Source organism: Paenibacillus illinoisensis NBRC 15959, assembly GCF_004000925.1.
GTDB classification, from domain to species: domain Bacteria; phylum Bacillota; class Bacilli; order Paenibacillales; family Paenibacillaceae; genus Paenibacillus; species Paenibacillus illinoisensis.
Genome location: NZ_BIME01000016.1, coordinates 67252 through 80397 on the forward strand (window position 1 = coordinate 67252; position 13146 = coordinate 80397).

A 13146-nucleotide genomic window follows, 5' to 3' on the forward strand; every position below is an offset into this window, starting at 1 on the left:
CAAGCCAGTCAGAAATACAACCCTTTTTCTTCCAGACACGCCGGATCAGGACAACATGAGGCCCATCTGCGCGGCTGCTTCCTTCAGTACAGGTGCATATTCGTGCAAAGTTTCCTGGGACAGGCGGCTAACGGGACCCGATACGGATAGCGCAGCAGCAATATTCCCCTTTCGATCCATAATAGGAACCGATACTGCAGCCGCTCCAGGCTCACGTTCTTCGTAGCTGGTCGCATATCCATTCTCCCGGATATCACCCATCTGGGCCAGATAAACTTCGGGATCGATAAATACGGGCCATTCGGGACCATTCATCAGTTCCTCCCGGTCTTCTTCCGTCGCAAATGCCATGAGTACCTTGCTGGATGCCCCTACGGATAGAGGAAGACGTACGCCAACCGGAGCCACCCGCCGGATGGCCTGATCACTCTGAACAGCCTGAATACGGATACGCTCACTGCCATCCCGCAGGTACAGACTGACCGTTTCTCCCAAACGATCTCTGAGCCGCTCCATTGCAGGAAGCAGCAAAATGGCAGGATCATCACTGCGGGACATATGAGCAGACAGCTCCCAGATTCGAATGCCGAGCCTGTATTTCTCAGTGGCCGCATCGCGAATGACGAAGCCCTTCTCCTCCAGCGTCGCCATCAGACGATGAACCGTACTTTTGTGCAAACCAATCTGGCTCGCAATTTCTGTGAGTCCAAGATCGCTCCGTGTGGTAAAACATAATAATATATCCAGCGCCCGTTCCACAGCCCGGACGGTTAGTTTGCGGTCTTCCATGGCATAATGCCCTCCTCATGTTTCATCACATGAAACTTGGTTACATAAATTATATGAGAAACGATCTCATCTGTAAACCAAAATGAGCCAAATCATGACGATAAGAAGTGTAAATATTTTCTTTTTATAAGACTAAATCCCCTGCAATTTGCACCATCAGGAAATGTTACCCATATATCTTTCGGACTATATAACAATTGCGTAACAAATGCCCCCAATCAATTGACTTTGACTATATGGAAACATACGATAAAGATATATAAGCAAGACTTTGCTGCACAGGCAAGCAAGGACATCAAGCCATATGATCTGATCTGAACTCGTTGTTATCTTCAATTGATCTGAATAAGGAGGGGCAATCATGTTTCCGACATCCCAGAGCGAAGCCCCGCTGCAAACGAAAGTGTCCGATCTGCCTTCTTCGTTATCACCGAGGCTGATCCGGTTCAAACATATTATCGTAGCGTTGCTGCTCTCCGTTGTATTTTTTCTGCTCTTTTGTTTCATTGCCTTACACGGCTATATTGCTTGGGTACTATCCAACCCGACCGTAGCTCCCGTGTTCTCCAATCCAATGCAGGCCAAGAACATGAAGTACGAGGATATCACGTTCCCGGCAGCAGATGGCAGCCGTACGATGCAGGGCTGGTATATCCCCGCAGACACGGATGTCAACAAAACCATCATCTTCAGTCATGGATATGGGGCCAATCGGGAGGAAACCTGGGTTCCCATGTATGACCTGGCTCACTATGCCCACCAGCTCGGGTTCAATGTAGTGATGTTTGACTATGGTTTCGCCTCACAGGTGAACAAGGCAGTCGCTACAGGAGGCAAAGCCGAGTCCCAGCAATTGCTTGGTGCCATTCAGTTCGCCAAGCAGCGCGGTGCTCAGGAGCTTGTCGTCTGGGGATTCTCGATGGGCGCAGGCACAGCATTACAGACGGGGCTGCTCACCGAGAACGTGGATGCCATGATTCTCGACAGCACTTTCCTGCTGGAGCCGGATACGCTGTATCACAACATTCATAATCAGATCGATCTGCCGCGACAACCCACTTTGCAGATCATGAATCTGTTATTTCCGGTTCTGAATGGCACCGGATTACAGCAGATTCCGTATCAGGAAGTCAAAAAGAAAGACTATCCGTTCCCCATCTTCTTCATTCACGGAACGGAGGATGAGAAGGCTCCATATCCGATCGCCGAGCTTCTCGCCGCCAACCAGACGAACACCTACTCAGAGGAATGGATCGTACAGGACGCGCATCATGAGCTGATCTTCAGGGAACACCCGAAGGAGTATCTCCGCCGTGTCTCTACGTTCCTGAGTCATGTGACGAAGACAAGCAGCGACGATGTGGAAAATACCAATACCGGAGGAGAATAAAATTTTCCGGTGATCAGAGCCCCCAAGGGGCTCTTTTTTTATGCACACATAGGACAACATGGCAGGCGAATATACTTTTGGGACGATTATAAATGGTTAATCACACCGTATCCCTTGAAGGCCGATATTACATTTTAATTGAATGGAGGTTTGCCGCATATGAATTGGTCTGGCTATGGACCCTTGCTGCCTCTGCGCATTCTGGAGGAGATAAGGTTCTGGAAGGAGCAGGAGAAAGAGCATACCCTCGTTATTCGGGCACTGGTTCCCGATCTGGAGCCTACTTATGTGAAGCTGCTTGAAGAATGGGCAGTGACGTTTGAAAATACCGAGAAGGTAGCCAACCAGCTGTTGAAACAGCTGTTACCCGGAACCCATCCCCCTGCCCCTTACATCATCGGAAGCGTAGAACAGCTTGTTGCCTCTTCACGTTCACAATCGCGGGAGTTCATCAGGCAGCTGTACGTCCTGCTTGAGCAAAGTGCCGCTGTGCAAGCTGTCCCGCTCGCTAAGGCAGTCATTCTGCACTTTATCCGTGAATCGGAGTATTTCCTCGGCGTACTCGATACCTTGATTCAGCCTGGAATCATGCGGGATTCGATAAGTGATGCACCCTTTTCTTTGGATAAGTATGTTCAATTGTCAGGACGCACCGAGCGTGAAGCAGCAGAGGAGCCGTCATCCATCGCTGGGAAAACTAACGCTCCGTCAGCTCCATCAGCTCCCGCACCTTCATCTTCTTCTTCACAGGTGCAGTCTTCAGAGGTCTCCGGTCTATCGCCTTCTTCCGGTACTACAGAGAGCATCACCTTACCTTCTACACCTCCTGTGAAGGAGAGACCTGTTCCGATTGGAGGCCACACGCTGCCTCCTCTGCCCTATGCCTATAACGCACTCGAACCACATATTGACGAAATGACGATGCGCATTCATCACGATAAGCACCATCAATCCTATGTGGATGGACTCAATACAGCCGAGAAGAAACTGGCAGAGTCACGTAAAAAAAATAATTTCGAACTCGTCAAACATTGGGAACGAGAACTTGCCTTCAATGGTGCAGGCCATTACCTGCATACGATCTTCTGGACGATCATGAATCCCAGAGGCGGCGGCAAACCTTCCGGATTGCTTGCTGAACAGATCAAACGGGATTTTGGCAGTTATGAGGCATTCAAAAATCAATTCACTGAAGCCGCTAACAAAGTGGAAGGCAGCGGCTGGGCTCTCCTTGTCTGGAGTCCACGTGCTCACCGTTTGGAGATTTTACAGGCGGAGAAGCACCAGAACCTGTCCCAGTCCGACATCGTACCTCTCCTGCCGCTGGATGTATGGGAGCATGCCTACTATCTGAAGCATCAGAATGAGCGCAAGAAATATATTGATGACTGGTGGAATGTCGTCTATTGGCCTGCGGTGGCTGAACGTTATGAAACGGCACGCAAGCTGTTGTGGCCACCCTACTAGAAACGAAAAGGAAAAAGGGAACAAGAGAAAAGAGATATCTCCAGCCGGTAGACTGCCAGATATCTCTTCTTCATTTGCAATAAAAAAGCAAGCCTCTTGATTCAAGAAGACTTGCTTGTATTTAGATAAGGCCACTAACGCGTCATGCTAGACTAGGAAGCACAGCCCTCGCACGCAACATAGTTGTCCCCAACCTGCTTGCTGATGGCAATCAGATCCCCCAGCTTGATATCTTCCTCACCCGTGAACTCCAGGTCGGCAATACGTGCAACGATCAAAGCCGCAGCTTCTTCCTTGCTTGTTGCCATTTGGCTGAATTCAGACTTCTCGCCTGAAGAAACAACCTCATATTCAAATGTATATCTTAATGTTTCCATCTTAGCACTCTCCTTCCGAAATCACATCATATCATCTCTATTAACCAATTCCAAGTGTTCTCGAACGATACTAATCGTAGCGCAGTTTCATCTGCTCTGCCGTCTGCCTGACTGCCTCTCGATCAACGGACAATACGCCGTCAGTCTCAGCCATAGGGTATCGATTACGAAGCGTACGGACCAGGGAAGCGGTGTAAGCTGCTGCAGAAGGCACTCCTGCCAGCTCTTGAAGACTCGCCATGGTGCCCGGACGAACATCGGGATACCCTTCCTGCAGGCCGTCTGCTGCATGCTGATAGAACTTGCGTACATCTGCCGCCAGCTTGTCTCCTTGCCCTTCGACGATAATAAAAGCCGTTATAATATAAGCCTTGGCCTGCCTTCGCTGGGCAATACCACAAAATTTCAGTCCGCCGACACTGACATCATAATCACCGGGGCAGAAGGCACCCTCGACCTCTCCGGTTCGTGCCTGATTCGACCAAGGCGTTAACGACTCGGCAATTAGAGCAGCCATCTCGCGGAAGTCATCGTGAATATTAATAGCACGAGCCGGGTTAGGCAAAATCAGTGAAATGTTAACCACGCCCGGATGAAGAGGAACAGCCGCACCTCCCGAGGGACGAACACAGACAGCGGTTCCCTGCTTTCTCATGCCTTCCATTGCCTCTACAGCCTTGGGAAGCCGGCGATCCCGCAGACCTGCAACAAATGCGTCAGGATGACGCCAAATATGGGCAACCGGCAGATGCCCTTCGCCTACACGGCGGCACATCACCTCTTCCCATGCAAATGCCTCTAGCACACTGCTTCCATACCGAAGTAAAGGGGTTTCCCAGATCTGTATACGATGCAGCCTGGATGACGAGCTGGACGGAAGCGCCTGCTCTGCTCCAGGCTGTCCGGTATTGTCTGAATTCAAAGGTACACTCATATTTGCTAACCTCCGACTAAACGAATCTGAATCAGGATAAGACAAGGAAAGGGGTTTAAACATTGCTGGATGTACACAAATGCTCATATAAATAAATAAGCCGGTTCCCAGGGAACTCGGCTTATTAGGTGAACCGTTTTAATGATTGGACACGGCTTGAAAGCTTGTCCGGTTCGGGTCTTAGTCCTTAACCAGAGACAGAAACTCAGCACGCTGCGCCGTATTGTCCCGGAAGGAACCACGGACCGCGGATGTTACCGTCTTGCTGCCAGGCTTCTTCACGCCGCGGGAGCACATGCACAAGTGCTCACCTTCCACAACGACCATGACACCATGCGGTTCAACAGCCTCGTTCAGGATGTCGGCAATCTGTGAAGTGATACGTTCCTGAACCTGAAGACGACGGGTAACTGCCTCGACCAACCGAGCCATTTTGCTCAACCCGACAATTTTGCCGCTGGGTACATACCCAATATGCACTTTGCCGAAGAAGGGCGCCATATGATGTTCACACTGGCTGTAATAAACGATGTCCTTCACAATGACAAGCTCTTCATGATTCTCGTCAAACGTCACGCCGAGTACATCGCGCGGGTCCACTTCATACCCGCCAAAAATTTCTTCATACATCCGGGTTACTCGTGCAGGCGTCTCAAGCAGCCCTTCTCGCGTACTATCTTCTCCGATCAGTTTGAGGATCTGTTCCACATGGTACTCGATCTTCTCCCGATTGTCGGATACTTTTGAATTCAAATAATCTTTCACGCCAGCCACTGCCGAACGCCTCCTTTCGAACCACTTGGTGTAAGCCTTCTTTCACTTCCGCATTATGCATAATCGATTATGCAATTTGCTTGCTTACAACTATTATTTTCGGCGGCCCGAGTTTTTACGCGCAGGATGTTGCCCCGGCTGAGGCATCTTCGCGCCAGGCTGCTGGTTCTTCATCATCTGCTGGGCGCGCTGCATTTGCTTGCCATTCAGGTTATAACCCATTTGCTTCGCCATTTTTTGAAGCATGTCGGGATCACTTTGCATTTTCTCGAGTTGTTTACGCAAGTAGTACACCCCGATGAAAAATCCCCCGACCAGACCTACAATCAATGTGATAATCGGTATTACTATTTCCATCTCTTAGACACCTCTGTATGCAATCTAAAAAGCCTGATAATCCGTGTCAGCACCTGATGTCCACTTGCCTGCTTGTACACGTGTCACGGACCGGATTTCCTGAAAGTTATCATAGCATTTCCGCACGATTGGAGCAAACGGATTTTCCAGCTAATAGTTAAAAATCGGTGAACCCAAACTTCGCTTCAACCTGGGGGTAAACCTCTCATGAAGCTCCATGTTAACCTAGGTCATAACCGCCTCAATGAAAACGGTTGTTTCCCTGGCCAGATCCACCTCGACCACATCCAGATCATAACGCGTGCTTCCGCGTGCAACCCGAATGACCGGTCTGCCTGGCAGCCCCCGATGCTGCCTCACAATGACTCCAGTTTCTCTGGTGGACAGCCTGACGGCTGTTCCATTCGGATACACAGATACGCTGCGGTTAAATTCAATCAGGATGTCCCGATCCAGCTTCGTACCCGACATGGCCATCATCTCTTCACAGGCTTCATGCGGCAGCAGGCTTGGACCAGACGAGCCGTTGATCAGATTATCATAGATATTGGCGGCAGCGACAATTTTGGCAAACAGATGAATGTCCTTGCCCATAATGCCTCTCGGCAGTCCGGTACCATCCACATGCTCATGGTGCTGAAGAGCAGTATGGGCGACGAGCAAACTGAACTCCCGCTTGGACTTGATGACTTCAAACCCCCGCCAGGTATGGTGAAGGGATGCATTCGCCGCAGAAGCGCTGCCGGGAGGCTCTCCAACTTTGCCGATATCATGAAGCAGCGCACCCACCGCCAGATCCTTCAGCTGATTGTAGTTCAAACCCAAATTGAGTCCCATCACCGAAGAAAGCAAACATACATTCATGGCATGTACGTACTGGGCGTTGTCCTTGGTTCGAATATCCGTTAACTGGACAAGCAGTTCCCGCCCGTTTAATACGTCGTTCAGCAGCTTGTCTATGCTAAGGGCAACCTTTTTCGGGCTCCAGTCTTTCCCGGAGCGTACCGCCTCCAGCGTCATGCTCATTTCATTAATAATGGCCCGCTTCGTGGCTTCATCCAGAATGTCTTCTGTCTCCACATCTTTATACGCTTCATCCTGGATGTACAGCATGGTTACGCCAATACGCTTCAGCGTATTAACCATAAATACGGTGAGCTGGACTCCCGCAGACAACAAGACTGTTCCATTGCCTGAGTACACGGTTTTGCCTAGACACTCACCCGCCTCCACACTTTCCACGTTTACATACTTCATGAACGTCCCCCGCTCTTACGATTGCTGCTCCAATGCGAGCAATTGCTCCTTGGTTTGCAGACCGCCTACATAACCTACCAGGGTTCCGTCTTTGCCGCTGATGCGGTGACAGGGAATAATGATCGGAATCGGATTTTTGCTAATGGCATCCAGAACTGCGCGAACAGCTTTGGGTCTTCCGATCGTTTCTGCAACCTGCTGGTGTGTTGAGGCCTCTCCATAAGATATATCGGACAGGACTTGCCATACTTGAAGCTGGAACGGTGTTCCGAGCAGATCCATTTCCAACTCGAAGGATTTTCGCTCCCCGGCAAAGTACTGCTGCAGCTGCTTCGCAGCTTCGCTCAGCCTCTCTTCGTTTTTCTCGTATCGGTACTCGCCAATCCAGGTTCGGGCCCATTGCTGCAGGTGAGCCTCACGTACATGAAATGCTCCAAAATCAATATGACAGAGTCCCTTTTCCGTAGCACACAGCGTAAGTGTACCAATAGGTGTCAGCACTTCATCATAAAATACCGGCGTACCATGAAGCCCTGTTACGGGCGAAGGTTTCCACGCAGCCGCTTCCTGCTTCACCGATTGTCCGGATGCATTCGAATCCGTATCGGTTGATTCATTCTTCTGTTCTTCTTGCTGCTTGTCACTCATTAGCCCAACCTGCGGCTTTTCGGGTAAGGACCCGGACGAACTGAGTCGTTCCTTGGCCTTCTGCAGCATGCTTAGTACGTTTCCATCTTGTTCGTTAGCGGCAGCTTCCCCAATTGCTCTCATTGCGTCTTCTCCTCCAATTCTGCTTAACGCCCAGGCTGCGGTTCCCCGCAGCTCGGGACGCGGATCACGCTTCAGTACCTCCGTCAGCTTCGGTACAGCGCTTTTGTCCTTGAAATTGCCGAGTGCTATCACTGCGTTACGCTGAATCGGCTTTTTACCCCGCCAGGCGGCAGAGCTCTGCCCGAAGCGTTCCTTGAACTCACGGTTGCCGATGTCCAGCAGCGGTAACAGCAGCGGCTTCACAATCTCCGGATCGGGCTGCAGATCGGGATGGTGGTCCCAGTTTTTGCCCCGATTCTTCGGACAGACGATTTGACAAGTATCACAACCATACAGGCGGTTGCCTATTTTCAACATGAACTCTTCGTCCACGAACCCTTTGGTCTGGGTTACAAAAGAAATACACCGCTGTGCATTCAATTGTCCCGGACCCACCAGTGCTCCTGTCGGACAGGCATCGATACATTTTGTACATTCCCCACAATCTTCCGTTACCGGCGTATCCGGCTGGAAGGGAATGTTGGTCACCAGTTCACCAAGATAGATCCACGATCCAAACTTGGGTGAAATGATGGAACAGTTTTTGGCGCTGAAACCAATACCCGCTCGCTGGGATACTGCCCGGTCAACAAGTGCCCCTGTGTCCACCATGCTCTCAATCATGGCCTCCGGCACCCGTTCCCGTATAAACTGAACCAGCTTGTCCATGGCTTCGCGCAGCACATGGTGATAATCCCTGCCCCAGGCCGAACGGGCCAAAATGCCGCGATATGCACCAGGTTCCGACTTCGGCGGATTAACCATCTTTGATGGATATGCCACAGCGATGGCGATAAGCGAAGCAGGCTCGCCCTCCTTCAAGGCAGGACGCACCCTCTTCTCGATGTCCGGTTCTTCAAAACCGGATGCATAACCGTTGTCCCGATGCTGCTCCAGCAGTGATTTTAACGAAACAAAGGGCTCTGCCGAAGCAAAACCGACATCATCAATGCCCAGCCCGGGGGCAGCTGCCTTGATCTCCTGTTTTAACTGTTCCCACACGGAACCAGCCTGAGCTGCCCCGGTCTGTACGCTCGTCATGTTCTCTTCCCTCTCTTCTTCTCCACTCATATTCACTAAACAGTGAACGCCCGCCTCGCTTGAGAGGACAGGCGTCTATAAAGGTACACTTCCGTGTGTACCGCATTTAAATTGTGATAAGGGTCCATATATTTGACGCAAAATGAAGTCCAAAGTTTCCAAACCAACATTTTACAGTTTCTTAATCTCGGAAAACGGCCAGAAAATAAACTCGGCTTTACCAACAATCTCACTGGATGTGATACTGCCAAAGACGCGACTGTCCTTGCTTTTCCCCTCATGGCGGTTATCACCCATCACAAAATAATGATCATCCTCGAGCGTGATCGGGCCAAAATCAGGATCCTGCACCTCGGTATCCGTATACGTCTCTGCCTGCTGTTCTCCATTCACAAACAAATGGTGGTCACGTACTTCAACCGTATCGCCCGGAAGCCCAACAATGCGTTTAACCAGGAATTCCTTTTTCTCCACACCTTCACTCGGGTCCCGCAGAACAATAACGTCAAACCGGGATGGCTTTCCAATATCATAGACAATCTTGTTGACGAACAAACGATCCCGCTCGACAAGTGTCGGCTGCATGGACTGACCTTTGACCATCGACAGGTTAAATACAAACAGATTCAGCAGCATCATGATCACAAAAGCAACAACGATTGTCTTCACCCAGTCCCATAGTTCTGCAGCCCAGGATTTCCCCGGCTGTCCAGACCCTGTCTGGTTGCTTCGATCTTCGGAATTCATACGCTCTGTAGAAGGTATATTGGAGTTCAAAGGGACACCTCGTTTATCAATTTTGTTCCAATGAAGGCGTTCATACTCCCTCTAAGTCTATCTTATTTGCCGGAGTGAAACAATTGGTTATGAACACCAATCACCTCAGGCATAATCCGCAGCTTAGGATCATACAAATAGAAAGGCATATCCCTACGTGGTTACGTTAAAGGGATATGCCTAATATAAAATGAGAATCTGTTTTATTTCTTTTTTAATCATTCAAACCTAGGCTTTGGACAAAATACTAAGTTTCTGAAAGGCACTTAATATTTTATTGGCGCCGTAACCCATAGCTTCATATAGAGGCATGGCTGCTTTGTTGTGCTCATCACCCGCGACCCATATTTGGCTGACTTTCCGCTGTTGGAAACGTTGTTCCATGGCCTCGACAAGTGTTTTGCCGACTCCACGGCGACGATAGTCTGGATGGACCGCAATACGGTAGATGCATCCCTGGTTGTGATCAATCGTACCGATCAAGGCGCCGACGAGGTCTCCCTCTTCTTCCGCAACCATAATCAGGTCAGAATCCCATGACAATTGACGGGCAAACGGGCCCATCGTGTTCTCATAACACTCTTCCGATAGTGCAACCTGGAGAAGCTCCGTCATCTGGCTTGCATCACTCAACTGAAAGGAACGAACGTGCATGTCTTAAATCTCCCTTTTCGTTAGCTTGATGAGGTTTTACAAAAAGGGGCTCCCCTTTTTACCAAAAACCCAATGTTCGAATAATGACAAAAAACGAGAAAATACCGCTTCTTCGTCAATTAAACCATACTTTCCGCCATAAAACACGCATTTTCTTTTGAAAGCGCTTAATTGTAACCGTTTACATCTGAATATTAATTTTTTCGTCTATTAAATCGGCTAATATCACATAAATATATTCATAATGGGTAAAATATGTTTGTTATCCCGAGTCATGCATTTGATCAACGTTGCGGGGGACTTAATAAACAAAAATGTTGCTTAATTAGCCCGGATGCGGTTTAATATTAGTGGCAAGGGTATTATTACATATGTACCTGAGCAGTTTGCATCCCTTCACTGAGTGACTCTCAGCAAGAAATAGATGGTAGTGCTTATCTTCGTCTGAATCTTGCCCGGGAGCGTTCAATTGATTGTGCAAAATGCTTAAAAAAAATTAAAATCTCAGGAGGTATTTTCACTATGGCTTTTCAATTACCGGCACTTCCTTACGCTAACGACGCTCTGGAACCACATATCGATGCACAAACGATGGAAATTCACCACGATCGCCATCACAATACTTATGTAACTAACCTTAACGCAGCTCTGGAAAGCGCTCCTGAACTGCAAGAAAAAAGCTTGGAAGATCTGATCGCTAACCTTGACAGCGTACCAGAAAGCATCCGTACAGCGGTTCGCAACAATGGTGGTGGACATGCTAACCACAGCTTGTTCTGGGAAATCATCGGACCTAACGGCGGCGGCGCTCCTACAGGTGACATCTCAGCTGCAATCGACAGCGAACTGGGCGGCTTTGACAAGTTCAAAGAAGACTTTGCAAAAGCAGCTACAACTCGTTTCGGTTCCGGTTGGGCTTGGCTCGTTGTAGGCAAAGATGGCAAATTGTCCATCACTAGCACGCCTAACCAAGACAGCCCACTCTTCGAAGGCCTGACTCCGGTTCTGGGTCTGGACGTATGGGAGCACGCTTACTACCTGAAATATCAAAACAAACGCCCTGACTACATCTCCGCTTTCTGGAATGTAATCAACTGGGATGAAGTGAACAAACGTTACGCAGCAGCGAAATAAGACTGCCTGACAATAAGAAGAGCCTGATTCGGTCTTGATGACTGAATCAGGCTCTTTTGTTTATGGGATTATTCCTTTACTTCATCATAAGCCCCAGCAAAGTAACTGCTGAGCAGCTTCAAAAAGACATTAGGGAAGGCCAGCTTATCCATATCCTTGGGTCCAATCCAGCGATAGATGAGCCCGTCCCCCTTGCCTGTCTGGGTCAGAGCTGAGTCAGGGGAGATATCCGCTGCTTCCGCAAGGATCTCTCCGTCCAGATAGGATGCTGAGGGGGAAGTCTCCAGCACGGAAGCCTCCAGCTCCTTGGCAGCCGCCTGGGCATCTGCATCATAGGCGGCTCTTGCTTCCGCAGCAAGTAGCGGAAGCTCTTCACTGCCCTGGTCCTGCTCGGTGCACTTGTACACCTGCAGGTTCCAAACGATGTGGCTGAACACATGCTCCGCATGGGTAGCCAGCCCCTCCGGGCGGGCAGCGAAGCCCTCCGCCCACAGACTGCCGGCCAGCAATGCCATGGCCGGCTCATCCGCCAGCGGTCCCGCCGCCTTGCCGGCTGCGGCGGGCGCCGCCAGTACATGCGGCAGCTCCCACATGCGGGCCAGCAGGCCCGTCGCTGGGCGCTGGCGCACAAGCACTTGGCCGCGATGCTCGCCGCGGCCCTCGACCAGGGCGACCAGCCGCTGCTCAGGGCGCGGCGGCTTCGCCTTGGTCTTGACCGGCAGCGTGAGCTCCCGTCCGGCGATGCGGCCGGAACATTGCTCCATGACCGGGCAAGTCAGGCAGTGCGGCGCTTTTGGCGTACATACCAGCGCGCCAAGTTCCATCAGCGCCTGGTTGAAATCACGCGCCCGCCCTTCCGGAATGAGCTCTCCGGCAAGCTCTTCCATAAGCACCCGGGTGCTGCCCTTCATAATGTCCTCATCAATGAGGAAGTATCTGGACAGAACCCGCATGACATTGCCATCTACCGCAGGCTGCGGCTGGTTGAAGGCAATACTGAGAATGGCCCCGGCTGTATATGGGCCAACCCCTTTTAATGCAAATACGGCCTGTTTATCCTGCGGCATCTCTCCTCCGTGCAGCTCCATCACCTGCTGGGCAGCTGCCTGAAGGTTGCGGGCACGGGAATAGTAGCCAAGTCCCTCCCAGTTCTTCAGCACATCCTCTTCCGCCGCTTCGGCCAGAGCCTGAACGGTCGGAAAATTGGCAATAAACCGGTTGAAATACGGGATAACCGTATCCACACGCGTCTGTTGAAGCATGATTTCCGATACCCACGTAAAATAGGGATTATTGTGACGACGCCACGGCAAGTCACGTCTGTTAATCATGTACCAATCCAGCAAATTCACACTAAAGTGTTGCTTTTGTTCCATTAAACCCAT

The 13146-nt window shown here is 50.3% G+C and carries 13 protein-coding genes; 3 read left to right on the top strand and 10 right to left on the bottom strand.

The window, feature by feature from the left end; all coding sequences use genetic code 11:
- Positions 1-45: 45 nt before the first annotated feature.
- Positions 46-789: an IclR family transcriptional regulator gene (locus tag PIL01S_RS26965; RefSeq protein ID WP_095293204.1), complete on the bottom strand. Its 744-nt coding sequence runs from the start codon at positions 787-789 to the stop codon at positions 46-48.
- Between the two features lie 361 nt (positions 790-1150).
- On the opposite strand from PIL01S_RS26965, the gene PIL01S_RS26970 reads away from it, so the two are divergent.
- Both PIL01S_RS26970 and PIL01S_RS26975 read left to right on the top strand, forming a co-directional pair.
- Positions 1151-2179 (top strand): alpha/beta hydrolase, encoded by a 1029-nt coding sequence (locus PIL01S_RS26970; RefSeq protein ID WP_127540750.1) that lies wholly within the window; start codon positions 1151-1153, stop codon positions 2177-2179.
- A gap of 159 nt (positions 2180-2338) precedes the next feature.
- Positions 2339-3646 (top strand): Fe-Mn family superoxide dismutase, encoded by a 1308-nt coding sequence (locus tag PIL01S_RS26975; protein WP_127540752.1) that lies wholly within the window; start codon positions 2339-2341, stop codon positions 3644-3646.
- 152 nt (positions 3647-3798) lie between these two features.
- Here PIL01S_RS26975 and PIL01S_RS26980 read toward each other — a convergent pair whose 3' ends face one another.
- From PIL01S_RS26980 to PIL01S_RS27015, 8 genes are all read right to left on the bottom strand, one after another.
- Positions 3799-4023, bottom strand: coding sequence for a hypothetical protein (locus PIL01S_RS26980; RefSeq protein ID WP_095293207.1), 225 nt, complete (start codon positions 4021-4023; stop codon positions 3799-3801).
- Positions 4024-4093: 70 nt separating this feature from the next.
- Positions 4094-4957, bottom strand: a complete 864-nt coding sequence (locus PIL01S_RS26985) for a lipoate--protein ligase family protein (protein WP_127540754.1) — start codon at positions 4955-4957, stop codon at positions 4094-4096.
- Positions 4958-5137: 180 nt separating this feature from the next.
- Positions 5138-5731 (bottom strand): GTP cyclohydrolase I FolE, encoded by a 594-nt coding sequence (folE, locus tag PIL01S_RS26990; RefSeq protein WP_095293209.1) that lies wholly within the window; start codon positions 5729-5731, stop codon positions 5138-5140.
- Between the two features lie 93 nt (positions 5732-5824).
- The gene (locus PIL01S_RS26995) at positions 5825-6088 is read right to left on the bottom strand and encodes a YneF family protein (RefSeq protein ID WP_095293210.1); all 264 of its coding nucleotides are present in this window, start codon (positions 6086-6088) and stop codon (positions 5825-5827) included.
- Positions 6089-6313: 225 nt separating this feature from the next.
- Entirely contained in the window at positions 6314-7345 is a 1032-nt protein-coding gene (locus tag PIL01S_RS27000) for an HD-GYP domain-containing protein (protein ID WP_127540757.1), read from the bottom strand.
- 15 nt (positions 7346-7360) lie between these two features.
- Positions 7361-9196: a tRNA epoxyqueuosine(34) reductase QueG gene (queG, locus tag PIL01S_RS27005; RefSeq protein ID WP_127540759.1), complete on the bottom strand. Its 1836-nt coding sequence runs from the start codon at positions 9194-9196 to the stop codon at positions 7361-7363.
- Between the two features lie 171 nt (positions 9197-9367).
- Positions 9368-9973, bottom strand: coding sequence for a signal peptidase I (gene lepB / locus PIL01S_RS27010; protein ID WP_246058576.1), 606 nt, complete (start codon positions 9971-9973; stop codon positions 9368-9370).
- Between the two features lie 228 nt (positions 9974-10201).
- Positions 10202-10627 (bottom strand): GNAT family N-acetyltransferase, encoded by a 426-nt coding sequence (locus PIL01S_RS27015; protein ID WP_095293213.1) that lies wholly within the window; start codon positions 10625-10627, stop codon positions 10202-10204.
- A 522-nt stretch (positions 10628-11149) separates the two neighbouring features.
- Between PIL01S_RS27015 and PIL01S_RS27020 the strand changes: the two genes are divergently transcribed.
- Positions 11150-11761, top strand: a complete 612-nt coding sequence (locus PIL01S_RS27020) for a superoxide dismutase (protein WP_127540761.1) — start codon at positions 11150-11152, stop codon at positions 11759-11761.
- A 68-nt stretch (positions 11762-11829) separates the two neighbouring features.
- On the opposite strand, the gene mutY is transcribed toward PIL01S_RS27020, so the two are convergent.
- The gene (gene mutY, locus PIL01S_RS27025; protein WP_127540763.1) at positions 11830-13146 is read right to left on the bottom strand and encodes an A/G-specific adenine glycosylase; all 1317 of its coding nucleotides are present in this window, start codon (positions 13144-13146) and stop codon (positions 11830-11832) included.